General features: G+C 39.5%; 14 protein-coding genes and 1 CRISPR repeat array (1 of these 15 cut by a window edge). Of the genes, 5 read left to right on the top strand and 9 right to left on the bottom strand.

The genetic code is table 11. From position 1 onward, the window contains the following. Nucleotides 1–803: 803 nt before the first annotated feature. The 3 genes from cysE to RS893_RS15980 form a co-directional block, all read right to left on the bottom strand. Nucleotides 804–1,571 (bottom strand): serine O-acetyltransferase, encoded by a 768-nt coding sequence (cysE, locus tag RS893_RS15990; protein ID WP_315791998.1) that lies wholly within the window; start codon nt 1,569–1,571, stop codon nt 804–806. Between the two features lie 251 nt (nt 1,572–1,822). Beyond that, the gene (locus RS893_RS15985) at nt 1,823–2,311 is read right to left on the bottom strand and encodes a hypothetical protein (protein WP_315785034.1); all 489 of its coding nucleotides are present in this window, start codon (nt 2,309–2,311) and stop codon (nt 1,823–1,825) included. 361 nt (nt 2,312–2,672) lie between these two features. Further along, nucleotides 2,673–4,346 carry a DUF3352 domain-containing protein gene (locus RS893_RS15980; RefSeq protein WP_315785031.1) on the bottom strand — a complete coding sequence of 558 codons (1,674 nt, stop codon included), beginning with the start codon at nt 4,344–4,346 and terminating at the stop codon, nt 2,673–2,675. A gap of 320 nt (nt 4,347–4,666) precedes the next feature. Here RS893_RS15980 and RS893_RS15975 point away from each other — a divergent pair, with 320 nt between their 5' ends. The 4 genes from RS893_RS15975 (at nt 4,667) to RS893_RS15960 (ending at nt 8,000) form a co-directional block, all read left to right on the top strand. Further along, on the top strand, nt 4,667–5,014 hold the full coding sequence (locus RS893_RS15975) for a rhodanese-like domain-containing protein (RefSeq protein ID WP_315785029.1): 348 nt from the start codon (nt 4,667–4,669) through the stop codon (nt 5,012–5,014). A gap of 593 nt (nt 5,015–5,607) precedes the next feature. After that, nucleotides 5,608–6,699 (top strand): heat-inducible transcriptional repressor HrcA, encoded by a 1,092-nt coding sequence (gene hrcA / locus RS893_RS15970; RefSeq protein ID WP_315785026.1) that lies wholly within the window; start codon nt 5,608–5,610, stop codon nt 6,697–6,699. Further along, nucleotides 6,696–7,346, top strand: coding sequence for a DUF2834 domain-containing protein (locus RS893_RS15965; RefSeq protein WP_315785024.1), 651 nt, complete (start codon nt 6,696–6,698; stop codon nt 7,344–7,346). The genes hrcA and RS893_RS15965 overlap by 4 nt, the downstream gene beginning before the upstream one ends. A 135-nt stretch (nt 7,347–7,481) precedes the next feature. After that, nucleotides 7,482–8,000: a hypothetical protein gene (locus RS893_RS15960; RefSeq protein ID WP_315785021.1), complete on the top strand. Its 519-nt coding sequence runs from the start codon at nt 7,482–7,484 to the stop codon at nt 7,998–8,000. A 253-nt stretch (nt 8,001–8,253) separates the two neighbouring features. On the opposite strand, the gene crtW is transcribed toward RS893_RS15960, so the two are convergent. Both crtW and RS893_RS15950 read right to left on the bottom strand, forming a co-directional pair. Further along, the gene (gene crtW / locus RS893_RS15955) at nt 8,254–9,006 is read right to left on the bottom strand and encodes a beta-carotene ketolase CrtW (protein WP_315785018.1); all 753 of its coding nucleotides are present in this window, start codon (nt 9,004–9,006) and stop codon (nt 8,254–8,256) included. Between the two features lie 97 nt (nt 9,007–9,103). After that, nucleotides 9,104–9,295, bottom strand: coding sequence for a high light inducible protein (locus tag RS893_RS15950; protein WP_315791997.1), 192 nt, complete (start codon nt 9,293–9,295; stop codon nt 9,104–9,106). Between the two features lie 350 nt (nt 9,296–9,645). Here RS893_RS15950 and RS893_RS15945 point away from each other — a divergent pair, with 350 nt between their 5' ends. After that, on the top strand, nt 9,646–10,464 hold the full coding sequence (locus RS893_RS15945; protein WP_315785015.1) for an SDR family oxidoreductase: 819 nt from the start codon (nt 9,646–9,648) through the stop codon (nt 10,462–10,464). A 207-nt stretch (nt 10,465–10,671) separates the two neighbouring features. Here the strand turns inward: RS893_RS15945 and RS893_RS15940 are convergent, their stop codons facing one another. The 4 genes from RS893_RS15940 to RS893_RS15925 form a co-directional block, all read right to left on the bottom strand. Further along, entirely contained in the window at nt 10,672–11,523 is an 852-nt protein-coding gene (locus tag RS893_RS15940) for a peptidase (protein WP_315785011.1), read from the bottom strand. Nucleotides 11,524–11,673: 150 nt separating this feature from the next. Next, entirely contained in the window at nt 11,674–11,907 is a 234-nt protein-coding gene (gene secG / locus RS893_RS15935) for a preprotein translocase subunit SecG (protein ID WP_315785008.1), read from the bottom strand. An 88-nt stretch (nt 11,908–11,995) separates the two neighbouring features. Beyond that, nucleotides 11,996–13,594 carry a 2,3-bisphosphoglycerate-independent phosphoglycerate mutase gene (gpmI, locus tag RS893_RS15930; RefSeq protein ID WP_315785006.1) on the bottom strand — a complete coding sequence of 533 codons (1,599 nt, stop codon included), beginning with the start codon at nt 13,592–13,594 and terminating at the stop codon, nt 11,996–11,998. Nucleotides 13,595–13,914: 320 nt separating this feature from the next. Continuing rightward, a protein-coding gene (locus RS893_RS15925; RefSeq protein WP_315784082.1) for an IS1 family transposase occupies nt 13,915–14,606 on the bottom strand; the annotation gives its coding sequence in 2 pieces (ribosomal slippage) (nt 13,915–14,282 and nt 14,282–14,606; 693 coding nt in all). Nucleotides 14,607–14,670: 64 nt separating this feature from the next. Further along, a CRISPR array of direct repeats spans nt 14,671–14,931; the repeat unit is 37 nt; unit sequence GTTGCAACTTAAATAAATCCCTATTAGGGATTGAAAC; it runs 4,642 nt beyond the window's last position.

Raw genomic sequence — 14,931 nt, 5'->3', positions numbered from 1 at the left:
CATCAAAACTAATGACATAAACCACTACTTGTAGCAGTAGATAGTTTTTTGCATAAAATTCAGGCATGAGACTAGTTTTTCTACCATGCTTTGCTTTATATGCTCAATCATCTGTGTAGGCAAACAAAAATTTTTCTCATCCTACCCTTGAGGTGAGTTTACCTAAAAACCCTACTACTGTATTAAATTGTTTTGGCACCCTTGAAGTTTAATGACTTGGCACCCCTTAATTTTGGATTTGAAATTGTAAATTCAGTTCTTCAAGCAAATCATATGACTTATTTATCTAAACCATAAGTATATAGCCAAAATTAAAGATTATCAATTACCAAGTTAATATCATGTGTATTTAATAGATTAGGCACTAATTATCAGGCAATTATCAAGTTATTTAATGCTGAGATCGCAGAAAATTGTTGATATATTTGACTGCACAGCGTCGAGCATTCATCAACAACATTAAGTATTTGAAGATATTTAGTATTATAAATTACTTTGATCAGCAAAATTGTGAAAGATATACCAATGATAAAAATTTTCTTTAGTATAAATTACTGAAATTTAGGTACGGTATTTGCTTATAAAAATATCAATGATTTTAAGATGAATTAGATAAATATTATCGAATGAAGCAATGAATTCGCCGCACATCAACTGCTTCAATCAGCTATCATTTAACACTGCTCACTGATCAGTGAAAGCCCGCAACCTAAGTGCGGGCTAATAGCCTAAGTACTCCAGCAATGGTTGAGTACTACTTTAAGTAGATTAATTGAATAATTTTTTCAACTATCTACAAAGTCTCAAATTCCAGCCCCATCTAGAAACTCTTGAATGGCCTTATCTCTGAGATTGCAAGACAGACCATCTTGTAAATTTTCACTTTCTTTATGAACGGGCAATTGATTTACAAAAACAAGAGTTTTGGTGTCAGATTGATTTTGCTGTAGGCTTTGTATTTGTTGTTCTAACAATTCAATTCGGTCTACTAAAGCGCGAATTACTTCTGCTTCTGAGTCTGGTAAATTATTGTGTTCCAATGGGGCGACTCGCACACCAGACCGATAAATAATGCGACCGGGTATACCAACAACAGTGCAATTAGAAGGTACATCCCTCAAAACAACTGAGCCAGCACCAATACGAACGTTATTACCAATTTGGATATTACCTAATACTTTTGCACCTGCACCAACTACAACATTTTCACCCAAAGTCGGGTGGCGTTTACCGCTTTCTTTACCAGTACCACCCAGAGTAACGCCTTGATAAATCAGCGCATAATCTCCCACAATTGCTGTTTCACCAATGACTACCCCCATCCCATGATCAATAAATACACTTTTACCAATCACAGCACCGGGGTGAATTTCGATTCCGGTTAAAAATCGGGCAAAATGGGAGATCAAACGAGGAATAAAGGGAATACCAACATGATGCAGCCAATGAGCCAGCCGATGAAATAGCAAAGCTTGTAAACCAGGGTAGCAAAACAATACTTCCAACCAGTTACGGGCAGCTGGGTCACGTTCAAAAATAATGCGAAAATCAGCAAGGAGTGTAGACAGCACGCTCAATGTACCCTCTGTTTTGCCAAACAAGCTACACTCTATCTTAATATTTGTTGGTTGTTTGTTGTTGATTGTTGATTGTTGATTGTTGGGTAGAGACGCGAGGAACATCGCGTCTGTACATTAGTAGTTAGTAGTTAGTGGTTATTTATATTACTCCTCACACTCCCCACACTCCCACACTTCTCCCACTCCCCCCATTGCCCCTAATCCCCACCAGGGGCCGGTGAGTTCCCCACACTCCCCAATCCCTACTCCTCTACAGAAAGCGTGTAGTTCTTTTTGACTTGCGAGTTAAAGGTTGCTACCCAAACTTTATAAGTTCCTGCTTTCCAATCTTTGTCTTCGATACTGGCATCTTTACTGTTACCTGTATCATCACCACAGCGAATAGTGTTATTATCTGGCCCTTGAATGAGTAAGGTGGTATCGTAGCCGCCACTGTTGACCACTATTTTCAGACGGGGAAAGTTTTTTTTCAAAATTAAGATGTGATCTGGAGTTGGATCGGCAAAGCCAATACAGGCATTTTTGTGGCGATCGCGATTGCTAATTGCTGATAGAGAATAAGAGCCGCCAGTATAACCTGTTACTGTCCCTTGTGCTGGTTCAAAGTTGGGTGATAAAGTAATTTTACCAAAATTAGAAGTATCTGCTGATACAGGCAGGGAGATCAGAAATGACAGTGTAACTAAGATCCAACCTCCTCTAAAGAGAAGTCGGGGGCAACGTTTATCCATAGAAGCCCTCCAACGCAGAAATTATAGTTATATTGTATACATTATTGTAACAAAAATAACCTTTGAGTCATTTCGGTGCTGTGCCACATTGGAAGGTGACACAAGAGAGAGTGTGGGGAGTGTGTAGACGAGGCAGTGCGGTGGACTCTTCTCCTGGCATAAAGAAAGAGGCGTCACCTGGTGTCACCTGCCGTGCGCAAGTGGCTTCTTGTAAGGGTGGAGTGGGAGGAGTGTAATTCAGTGATCAGTTATTAAATTACATTACTAACAGTTAACAGTTAACTGTAGCCTGCGGCAAGCCGCTACGCGTCTACACTGATTTCTAACCCCTAACAAATGACCAATGACAATTGACTATTGCCTATTTACCTAATTGAAAGAACACGCCACCTTTGAATATTTCTGTGTCGCTACCGTAACTGCTAATGGTGAGCGATCGCAAGTTCTCGAAGATGGGTTTTGCGAGTATTTCTGCTAGTTTGAGAATTGGAAATTGGCTTTCTAATATTTCTCGGCTTTTTGCCCAATCTAAATACACGTAACCTTGGTTTGGTTGGGGAATGGCAGCAATACTATTTTTAAATTGGCGATCGCTAATTAAGGAATTGTTCTTAGCATTGAGAACTTCATTCATTGTTTCGAGGTTGGAAGCCAAAATTTCGTAATTTCCTTGGCTAATATGCACTCCGGAAACATTTGCTTCAATTGTGTATTTTTCTCGCTGTTGCGGATCAGCTACTTTTGTGGCTTTTAATTGTGTCCAAGCTGAGATTTTTTGTTTGTCTATATCAAAAGTATTCAGTGACAATCCCTTTGAGGATGCTATTTCATCTAAATGAGAAATTCCTGCTGGTGTTGTTTCAGTTTTTTCAACTACAAACACAAAATCGGGATTTGCTTGTCCTGGACGGGGTAATAATCCAATGGCGTATTCTCCCTGTACCCAGCTAAAAATATCTTCTTTTAAATTGATGTCTGACTCTGCTTGCACATCTACCACAGGTTTGATTAAGTCAGAAACCACATCTTTTTCTGAACCGGATATGGCGACTTTGAGTTGTTCCCAGACTTGAGTTAAATTGCTGTTAGGTAAGCTACTCAAATTTTTTCCAGTGATCGCTAAACCTGCTGAGGTAGGAATATATTGTAATGCTCCTACAGGTTGAGATAATGGCTCTAAAGATGGTGCTGTATCGGCTTGTGCTAGTAAGCTAGTTTCTGCTAGTAATCCTTTGTTGGTTAGGATGACCGACACTATTTCGCTGTCATAAGTTGCTGGTTCTGGCAGTTTTAGACCTTGCCATTGAGCGATATTAGGAAGATTGAGAAACGCTATAGCTAATGCACCTTTGGGTATTTGTTTGACAGCTTGCTGGTATTGACTAAAGGTAGTTATATTGAGGTCAGGAGCCTGGACATTATTAATTGCTTCTCGTAGTACTTTGGGATCGTTGGCAAACAAGACAAAATCATCACCAACAGCAGCGCCAGCCAAAGAATTTTGGATTTTGGATTTTGTATCTACTTGTTGAGAGTCAAAAATCAGTTTGATGCCTTCGTATTGTTCTGTAGTTAAGTTTGACCCAGCGATCGCCCGTTTGGAAAATAACAAATCCACAAATTCACGGCTTTTCTCTGAGTTTTTGGTTGCTAGTGCCATTAGATACCCCGGCTGTTGTCCGTTACTAGGATCGCGATCAATGTCTTGGGTTGTGACAGCTAAGGTAATTTCACTGCCCAACCAAGGTTGAATGTCTTGTTTATAATCTAGGCTTGTGTTGGCTAATAAGCTGGTTTTAAGTTTGGATAGTTCTCCTTCACGTTCCAATGGTTGTAATTTATCAGGATTTACCAGCATTGATATCATCACTGGTGCTTGTTGAGATACAAAAATTGCCGCACCAGGCTGTTGTCTAGTTCCACTAATTCCCATAAGAGAATTTGCACCGGATAAGTTACTACAGCCAGAAATAGTGATAAATAGCAGCATCATCGCAATAGCTGCTAGAGAACGAAAGAATAAAACTTGTTTCATAAAATACCTATTTTCAGTTACCAATTATCAATTATGAGGGTATAAGGTATAGGGTATAGGGGATAAGGAATAGAGAAATAAGTAAGATTACAAAATTAATTACACATTCTTCAAGCTGTTCCCTGTTTCCTGATACTGAAATTATTGCTCAAAGTCCTCTAAGTATTTTTTCCTGGTCAAGATGACTATTTTCTGCAAACATAAATAGTATCTAGGAAACGTCTGAGATTGTTTGTGAAAACTTTCTTAGAGGTCTTACCTATATGCTTCATACTTGCTTTGTTTCATCCAAAATCTCAAATCCCAAATTTAAAATCGGAATGAAAGGTCAAGCTATTACCCAAATTAGTGTAGAAGAACTCGCCCAACGTTTATCTAAAGGTGAGTCTAATCTTCAGCTTGTGGACGTGCGTGAACCACAGGAAGTCGCGATCGCTCACATTGAGGGTTTTGTTAACTTACCTCTAAGTGAATTTGCTGAATGGGGAAATGAAATCCACACGTGCCTAGATCCTGATGTTGAAACCTTGGTACTTTGTCATCATGGCATTCGTTCTGCTCAGATGTGTCAGTGGCTGGTTAATCAAGGATTTACAAATGTGAAAAATATTTCTGGTGGTATTGATGCCTACTCAATGTTAATTGACCCTTCAATTCCTATGTATTAACCGTAAATGACGATTGTAAGTCTTTTCTGCTATTGTGAACTCAAGAGTTAATATATTTTACTGAGTAATTAGCAATACTCTTGATCTATGAATTTGCGTAAATATAGTTAAGAAGGCAGATGGCAGAAGGACATCCTCACGAATAAATTCCGGGAATTTAATAAAGTTCCTACGCGTTTGTTTATTTTATATAGATAAATTCACTTTCTTTAAACCATATGGCAAAGAACAGAGGACTTAACTTTTGTATCAAATAATATACTTTTTTCCTTCTGCCATGCCAGGTGACGCCTCTTTCTTTATGCCGGGAGAAGAGTCCACCGCACTGGCTCCTCTGCCCTCTGCCTTTCTTCGGTAAGAATTACTGAGATTCAGAAGGATTTTGCAGTGAGCAATTTTTCACATGTATATCAAAGTCTTTTTCAAGATACTTTTGTTGAGAGATAAAAAAATAGATTTGTTGTAACGTATTTTCAGATACTTCAATTATTTAGTATTTTGCTTAACTAATATTAATGCTTTTTGCTTCTCATCTTAATAAATTTTTGATTTTTAAAAACTAATTAAAATTTTGCTTTGGTAAACATTTAGCTATGCAAGTCCAGCTAACCAATCGTCAACAGCACATTCTTTGGGCAACAGTACGTCACTACATCGCCACAGCAGAGCCTGTTGGCTCCAAAGCCCTGCTAGAAGAGTACAATCTGGGTGTTAGCTCAGCCACGATTCGCAACGCTATGGGTGTGTTAGAAAAAGCCGGGCTACTTTATCAACCACACACTTCTGCTGGGCGAGTTCCTTCTGACTCTGGCTATCGAATTTATGTTGATCAGTTGATCACACCTTCGGAAACTCTAGCCAGACAAGTAGAAGCAACACTGCAAAAGCGCCTGAACTGGGAAGACAGTAGTCTAGAAAGCTTACTGCAAGGGGCAGCCCAAATTTTAGCGACCCTAAGTGGCTGCATCAGCTTGATTACAATACCACAAAATGTTAGTGCTATGGTGCGGCATTTGCAATTGGTGCAAATTGAAGTCGGACGAGTCATGCTGATCGTAGTCACGGATAGTTATGAAACACATTCAGCATTATTAGATTTGCCACCAAAAGGCAAAGACATACAATTTGATCCAGAAGTGATAGATCGAGAGTTGCAACTTGTTTCTAACTTTTTAAATAACCAATTACGTGGGCGCAGTTTGTTAGAGGTGGCTAATCTCGATTGGAGTGATTTAGATCGGGAATTTCAGCACTATGGTGAGTACTTAAAAAATTCCCTGGCAGAATTTAGTCGTCGCAGTTTGACGCCAGGCGTTACACAGATCATGGTGCGTGGGATGGCAGAAGTTTTGCGACAACCAGAATTTGCCCAACTACAACAAGTGCAAACTATCATCCAACTATTGGAGGAAGAACAAGAACAACTGTGGCGATTAATATTTGAGGAAAATGAGACTGAGGAAGTGGGTAAACCACCGGTAACAGTGAGGATTGGCTCAGAGAATCCTCTTGAACCAATTCGCAACTGTAGTCTAATTTCTTCCACCTACCGCCGTGGTTCATCACAGGTAGGAAGCGTGGGAGTTTTGGGGCCAACACGCCTAGATTACGAAGGAGCGATCGCACTCGTTGCTGCTGCTGCTGAGTATTTATCAGAGGCTTTCAGTTATCTAAATCCCTCATGAGAAAAATTGCCTTTGGGTTGCTTTGGATAGGATTGATTGCGTATGCTTTCTTGTTTACTCCTCCCAATCAACCCGATACTTTTGAGTTAATTAAAAATCTATCTACTGGTCAATGGCAAGGTATTAACCCCTTAGTGATTGCATTGTTCAATATTATGGGTATCTGGCCTATTATTTACAGTGCAGTCCTGTTTGTTGATGGTAGAGGACAAAAAGTTCCAGCTTGGCCATTTATTGCTGCTTCTTTTGCTGTAGGGGCGTTTGCTTTGTTACCCTATTTGGTTCTCAGGGAACCAAATCCGCAATTTTATGGTGAAAAGAGTATTTTGATCAAAATCTTAGATTCTCGTTGGACGGGTGTTTTCCTGAGTATTGGGACGGCTATTTTGGTTGGCTATGGTATTAGACAAGGAGATTGGAGTAATTTTGTCCAGCAATGGCAAACTAGCCGCTTTATTAACGTAATGAGTTGTGATTTTTGCCTACTGTGTGTATTATTTCCTGCTTTATTGGGGGATGATATGACGCGGCGTGGTTGGAAAAGTTCTAGAATATTTTGGCTGATAGCTTTAATTCCGTTATTTGGCCCTTTGTTATATCTGTGCATACGTCCATCTTTGCCAGAACTACAGGTGGATTATTCGTGAGTAGTTGAATTTTTGAGATATCGAACACAGATAAACACAGATAAACACAGATGTAGACGCCTGTAAGGATGGCTTAAGGCAGGGTACACTGATGGGTTATGGGTTACTAAATTGATCGCTTTGCTAAAAAATATTTTGACGCTTAATTGGACAGAGGTAAATCCTGTCATCTTATCTTTGTTTTCTTTGGTTGGTATTTGGCTGTTTATTTATTGTGGTCTTCTGTTTTTTGATGGTAGGATGCAATGGCTTCCTTTTTGGCCTTTTGCTTTAGCAACAGTGAGTTCGGGGGTGCTGGGTTTATTACCTTATTCGGCGTTACGCGAATCTAATCAAGAATTTGCTGGGCAGAAGGATGGTTTGTTGCAACTAGTAGATTCTCGCTTTTTTGGTATTGGTCTGAGTTTAACGACAATTGGTTTGTTTGCTTACGCTTTATTTTTTGGTGATTGGACAGGTTATCTCGCTGCGCGAGGAAGGCAGAGGGCACCAGGGCAGGAGGCATCTATGTTGAGTTGTCGGTTGAGCAGCCCTATTGCCGTCCGAGCTTTTGGGTTTAAGACCCCCGCTAAAACAAAGTTTAGCGGATACGAATTGCTGGTGGGTATGAATCCCCCAGGAACATCGCTCCTTCTGCCCCTGCCTCCAGCATAGCTGCCTTCTTCAATTAGCCCCCTTGGCTATCTTTGTCTGCGTCCGTCGCTATCAGAAAATATGAGGGTAGCTAACGAGCAGAGATCAACAGTCCGCAGTATGTATTAACAATAGACTATAGCACTCCTCTATCGATTTGTGAAAATCTCCCCCTCGTCTCTCTATCCTCACGAATCAAATAGGATTGCTACATTGACCGATAATTCCTTAATGGTACAAGCCCCGAGATTTATGTGTAGAACCAATCCAAAATCTAAAATCTAAAATTGGATGACTGTCTGAGTTTATAAATTCCAGGTAGTTGCCACCAAGCCAAATGAGGATATTCGTGATGTTCTCGATGGTAGCCAAAGTGATAACAAGTAATAAAAGATAACCAAATTGGTAGTGAGATAGTTTCAGCGTAGTGAGGCTTACTATAACCTCTTGGAGGTTCGCGATGAGTCAGAAATGTACCAAAATAAAATAACTGTAATGAACTCAACAGCGAAGGTAATGCCCAAAATAAAGTGAGATTAGCTATTGGAATATGAAATATATAACGAATTCCGTTATAAGCAATTATCCAAATGATAATTTGTTCCCAACTCCAGTAATTTTTCATAAAATAAAAATACCAGGCAAAGAAATTTTTATGCTCACCATCGTGGAAATCGGGGTCTAGTTCACTTGCAGGATGGTTGTGATGCATCCAATGCTTTTTCAATAGTGTTTTGTAAGATAAAAAACCATAAAAAAATAAAGATATTGTCCCAACAACGTGATTGATTTTGAGATTGCGAGTAAATGCTACTCCATGCATAGCGTCATGGGCAGTGATAAATAATCCTGTAAAGAGAAAAGTTTGGAAGAAGGTAGCAAGCAATAACGTTAGAATATTTATTTCTGAAATGTTTACTGTAAATAAGAAGATTAAACTAGCTGTCCATACACTTATAATGAAAGTAGCAAGAGAAAGTCCGATAACGCTATCAATAAGTTCATGAGAAAACTGTTCTGACTGCATAAATTTTAATCCAGTACATAACATATAAAATTTAACTAGTTGCCTTGGCTAGCACAACATTTACAATAAGCCAAGACAAATAGTTGCAGAATAAACTCTACTGATTGAGTTGGAGTAAGTCACGTAGAACGCTATAACCTTTTAAATCCCAAAGCAGATATGCAACAAAACCGATCATTGCTAGACGTCCTTGCCACAATTCCGATTGTGGAGTAAAGCCAAATTTAACTGCATTGCGATCGCTACCGTTGTATGCTTTTTCAGTTGCGTCAGTAGGATAAGGTCCCATTGTTAATTTTCCTTGATAAATAATTACCTTTTCATAGTATTTACCCATTAACTTAGTGCTATCTATCTATAGTGTAAAACTGGAAACAATTCTAAAGAATGATATTTTATAGATTTAAGATAGTTATGTTACTCACAAAGATTTTTTATAAATACGTTATTATATAGAGTTTTTTATCGTTAATAAAGTAGTTAAATAAAACAATATAATCATTGAAGTAGAGATATAATTGAGTAAAAGCATCATACTAACTCTAAATTTGCTAACAAAATCTAACAGAAGTCAGAAGTTTTTATCGAAAATTTTAACCAAACTAAAAAACAGTGAATAGTTTGTTCTAGATTTAAGATATGACTCCTACAGCACTGATTACAGGCGGTTCTGAAGGCATTGGTAAAGCAACAGCTTTATTATTTGCTACTAAAGGATATAACCTCGTACTTACAGCTCGTCATACTGACAGATTAGAGACTACAGCACAGCAAATCCAAAGTAATAGTGGCATAGCACCACTAATAGTTACGTGTGATGTGACAGATCCATCTCAAGTAAAAACACTAGTAGGAAAAGCATTAGAGCATTATAGTTACATTGATGTGCTGATAAATAATGCAGGTATATTTGTGGAAGGGCCGATAGAGCAATTTTCTTTAGAAGATTGGCACAAAGTTATCGATACAAATTTGTGGGGTTATATTCACACAATCAATGAACTTTTACCTCATTTTCTGCACCGAGGAAAAGGAACTATTGTGAATGTGAGTTCTATCGGTGGTAAAGTACCTAATCCTTATTTAGTACCATATTGTACAACTAAGTTTGCAGTCACTGGCTTAACAGAATCGCTACATGCAGAATTAAAACCAAAAGGAATTTCTGTTTGTGGCATATATCCAAATTTGATTAAAAGTAGTTTCTTAGAACGGGCTATTTTTCGGGGAAAAGATGAGCAAGATATGCAAAAGCGTCGCCAACAGATTGAAAATCTTTTCCAAAATCCAGTGATCGAGAAACCTGAAGATGTAGCAAATGCAATTTGGGATGCTGTTAAAAATCACAAGTCTGAAGTATTTGTTGGTTCTGCTAATTTATCACAGGCAGTTTATCGTTTATTTCCTGGTTTACTTCAGTGGGCTTCTCGACAAGTGTTTAAAAATGAAGATAAATAATATTGTTGGTGAGTAGGAGCGTATAGTTCTTAAGAGAAATTCATGCTATTAGCCATAGGTTAAAAATCTATGGTAATTTTTGGCATAGTAAAAAAATAACCAGCTATACCAATTACCCATTACCAATGACTGAACTCAACGGATAATATACAGCAGATTTCATCTGAGTGGGATACACTTGAAGAAATTTTAAATTTAGTTAGTGGGCTAACTATAAGGTAAACCATTTTGGATTTTAGATTTTAGCAAACTTCTAAAGCTCTTTGAACTTGCTCTAGTCTGTAAAGTCCATCCCAAACTAGTTGGTTGTTCGTAAACTCGCTTCAGTGTATTTACATCTCTAGCAGAAATTGGTGGGGGATTACGAACTTGGGAAAAGTATAAAGCATCACTCTGTAACTGACTATGTCCCCATATTCCTAAAGCATGACCTAGTTCGTGGCGAGCAGCAGCTAATAGGTATTGTCCTGTTTGGCTAGGACTGAGCAGGATAGTAACGCGATGGTATAAAATATTTTTATTACTGTAGAAATCGTAAGTAGTTTGTGCGGAACGCGCCCGAGGAATATTGCTATTAGGCAACTTTTGTAGTGGTGGGTTTTTTCGTATAACAGTAATATCAGCTACTTCTCGTTTCTCGACAACCTGTAAAGGTAAATAAGCATTCCACTCGTGTACAGCCTGTAAGACACTATTAACCCATGCTTGGGCTTGCTTTGGAGCTATTGTTTGCGGTGTTTCTATATATACCTTAACTGGAAATTCTGACCAAACTAAATAGCCTACTGGCGTTGGTGTAACTTGAGAAAAGTAGTCACCGCTATTAGTTGTATCTTGCCACCGTGTCAGTGTGGGGGGTAGAAGATGGGGTTGGGGAAGAGGTAGGGAGTTAGGGAGGTGGGGAGTGGAGGGAGATGAGGGGGAAATAGCAAAGGACTGCATGTTAGTTAGGATAACGAGCAGTCCCGTGATTACAGCTAATCCAGTAAATGCTAGTAAACGTCGCCAAACTAAACTTATTGAAATGTTAGTAGTTGGTTGTTGGTTGTTGATGGTCAATTGTCAATGAGCATTGAGGCAAACAAGTCAAAAAATCTTAATGCGTGAATTTTGAATTTTTTATCCCCCTCGTCTTCCTTGTCCTCCTTGTCTCCCTTGTCTCTCTTGTCTTCCTCACCACTTCTCACACTTCCCCCACTCCCCACACTTCTATTTAGGGAGCCAACCGGCGCTCAAAACCACAGATAAACCAAGAAAAATAACTGTTAAAGCCCAAGTCACTTGGTTTAATGTTTTTTCTGCACTTTTAGTGCTGCTAAATAATTGGGCTTGTCCACCAATGGCTCCAATACCATCACCTTTGGGGCTATGCAACAACACTAGGACTATTAAAGCTATTGCAGAAAAAACCCAGATACCTTGTACAACGTTATAAACGGTCATAGTAGAAAATGTTTGTGAATTATGAATTATGAATTATGAATTATGAATTGTATGAAATTCTCATTCATAATTCACTATTATTAACTTTTTACAGCCCCACTTGCACGGGTGTGCGAGAAAGTTCCACATCGTACTCTGTTGATTGCACAAGCGATCGCCCGGTCATTTCTGGTGGTTGAGGCAGCTGTAAAATCTGCAAAATCGTAGGAGCGATGTCAGCTAGTTTGCCATCATTACGCAAGGTAACATTGCCGCCATGACCAGGGATTTTCGCCTGTTCTCCTTCGACAAGAATTAGAGGGACTGGGTTAGTAGTATGAGCCGTCCAGGGGTTGCCATTCTCATCTATCATGTGTTCAGCGTTGCCGTGATCAGCAGTAATAATTGCTGTACCTCCAGCTTTACTGATGCTGTTCAGCAGGCGACCTAAACACTGATCTACAGCTTCAATGGCTTCTACTGTAGCTGGGATCTGACCAGTGTGTCCTACCATGTCTGGATTAGCATAGTTAATTACAACTAAGGAATAAATACCCTTTTCAATAGCTGCTGTTGCCACATCTGTAACTGCTTGGGCCGACATCATCGGAGCTTTGTCGTAGGTAGCAACCATAGGACTATTAACTAGTTCTCTGTCTTCTCCCGGGAAGGGTTCTTCTAGCCCACCATTGAAGAAGTAGGTAACGTGGGCGTATTTTTCAGTTTCGGCGGTACGAAACTGTTTGAGATCATGCTGAGAAATTACTTCTCCGAGAATATTACTTAAATTTTGCGGTTCAAAGGCAACCTTTACTGGTAATTCAGGGTCGTACTGTGTAAAGGTAGCAAAGGATAGTGGCGTGATCAGCTTTCTTTCAAAACCATTAAATTCTGGACTAACGAAAGCTTGGGTGAGTTGTCTGGCGCGATCAGGACGGAAGTTGAAAAATATGACCCCATCTCCTGGTTCTATGGCTCCAGGTGCTATTCTGACTGGAACTATAAACTCGTCTGTCACACCTTCTGCGTAGGATGCTTGCAGAACTTCTACCGCAGAATGCCCATTGCCAGAGCTGTCTTTTGTCATCACATCATAGGCACGTTGAACCCGATCCCAACGGCGATCGCGATCCATTGCATAGTAGCGACCACTGAGGGTCACTATGCGTCCGACTCCGATTCGGTCAATGTAGTCTTGGAGCAGTGCGATGGAGTTAACACCGTCTGTAGGGGTGGTATCGCGACCATCTGTGATTGCATGGATGCAAATGTCTGATATTTCCTGACTTTTTGCTAAGTCAAGTAGTCCAAACAGATGGCTAATGTGCGAGTGTACACCACCCTCAGAACAAAGCCCGATGATGTGCAATTTACCATTGCGACTTCGGACTTCTTCACAAATGCTGATAAGTGCTGAGTTTTTGAGGATGGAACCATCTTCTACTGCATCAGAAATGCGTACCAACTCTTGGGGTACAACCCTACCAGCGCCAATGTTCAAGTGACCAACTTCAGAGTTACCCATTTGACCCTCTGGCAACCCTACCGCTTTTCCTGATGTGCGGATAAGGGTATGCGGATATGCTGCCCATAAGCTATCCATTACCGGAGTCTTAGCAGCGGCAATAGCATTTCCTTTTGTCTCCTCGCAGTAGCCCCATCCGTCTAAAATGACTAGCACCACGGGAGCAACAGGTGCTTTGGTCATAATAAAATTGCCCTTTACTTTTTGTAATACCCGAATGATACCACTGCTAACCACAGCTGCAAGTAGATTTGTGCTTATTAACTTCTTATATAAGAGTTTTTCTATTTTTTAGACATTTCCTAAACTTTGTGGTAAGAGGAAGGCAGAAAGCACAAGGGAATCCCCATAAATAAATTTAGGGGAGGTCAAAGAACGGGGAATAGCTTGAAGAATGCGTAATTAATTTTGTAATGGTACTTAATTTTGAATAGTTTACGTCAACAGGAACCAGAAAAAGTTTTTGAGTTACTGAGATGGGCGTTGCTGAATAAAGGTATGTTTTAGGCAGGTAAGGGAACAGAACGATATTTGAGGTAGTGCAATAACAATCGAACAGAGTATCTCAGCATTTCCTCGGTTTTGGAATAACATAAAGTTTTACGATGAAGACGAGCCAAATAATGTCTAAGCCTTGTGTTTTCATTTTCGACTCGTGTCATGTAGGTCTTACTCACAATTTGGTCACCATCAGGAACAAAACAAGGGTAAACAGGGTATCCATCTGTGACGTAAAAATAACTCTGCCAACACTGGACAATGTTCCATAACTGTTGGAAAGTAGTCGAACTACGATCACCTAAAACCCAAGCAAGAATACCTTGAGTAAAGTGATTTACCGCCGTCCACAACCAGATTTTATTTTTTTTGAACCAATAAATGTTTCTAATTCATCTAGTTCTCCCACCTGCGGAATTTCCTTTGAATTTGGTGTATCCGCCAATTGTGTACCCACTCGTTTAACCCAATGAATAATGGTAGTATGATGAACGTTTTTCACCCTTTCAATTCCACGAAATCCCATACCATTGACGTACATTTTTAGGCATTCTTGTTTGATTTCATCCGAGTAGCCCCTGGGTGGTTTATAGACATCAATGAATTGACGACCACAATCACAGCAAATGTGATTCTGTTTACCTCTTTTCTTTCCATTCTTACGGTTATGACAAGATCCACAGCGTGGACATTCCATGATTAATTGACCTCAATTCATACCGCTATTATGCAACGCCATGTATTTTTTATTTTTGATAATAGTTGCAACTTAAATAAATCCCTATTAGGGATTGAAACGTGGAGAGATGGCAGAGCACCAATTTCAGTTCCACATGTTGCAACTTAAATAAATCCCTATTAGGGATTGAAACAACGGCCCCCAGATTAGTATGCGAGAGTAGACAATGTTGCAACTTAAATAAATCCCTATTAGGGATTGAAACATATCACCTTGTTGTCCTGTTCCTCCAAATACCCTGAGTTGCAACTTAAATAAATCCCTATTAGGGATTGAAACAGGT

The sequence above is a fragment of the Fischerella sp. JS2 genome (assembly GCF_032393985.1).
Classification (GTDB): Bacteria; Cyanobacteriota; Cyanobacteriia; order Cyanobacteriales; family Nostocaceae; genus Fischerella.
Note: the sequence above shows the minus strand (reverse complement) of the source record. Positions and strands in the feature narration are given on the sequence as shown.

Coding starts and splice junctions, on each gene's coding strand:
- RS893_RS15985 (WP_315785034.1), bottom strand. CDS start 2,311: ATGGATAAACGTTGCCCCCGACTTCTCTTTAGAGGAGGTTGGATCTTA.
- RS893_RS15980 (WP_315785031.1), bottom strand. CDS start 4,346: ATGAAACAAGTTTTATTCTTTCGTTCTCTAGCAGCTATTGCGATGATG.
- RS893_RS15975 (WP_315785029.1), top strand. CDS start 4,667: ATGAAAGGTCAAGCTATTACCCAAATTAGTGTAGAAGAACTCGCCCAA.
- hrcA (WP_315785026.1), top strand. CDS start 5,608: ATGCAAGTCCAGCTAACCAATCGTCAACAGCACATTCTTTGGGCAACA.
- RS893_RS15965 (WP_315785024.1), top strand. CDS start 6,696: ATGAGAAAAATTGCCTTTGGGTTGCTTTGGATAGGATTGATTGCGTAT.
- crtW (WP_315785018.1), bottom strand. CDS start 9,006: ATGCAGTCAGAACAGTTTTCTCATGAACTTATTGATAGCGTTATCGGA.
- RS893_RS15950 (WP_315791997.1), bottom strand. CDS start 9,295: ATGGGACCTTATCCTACTGACGCAACTGAAAAAGCATACAACGGTAGC.
- RS893_RS15945 (WP_315785015.1), top strand. CDS start 9,646: ATGACTCCTACAGCACTGATTACAGGCGGTTCTGAAGGCATTGGTAAA.
- secG (WP_315785008.1), bottom strand. CDS start 11,907: ATGACCGTTTATAACGTTGTACAAGGTATCTGGGTTTTTTCTGCAATA.
- gpmI (WP_315785006.1), bottom strand. CDS start 13,594: ATGACCAAAGCACCTGTTGCTCCCGTGGTGCTAGTCATTTTAGACGGA.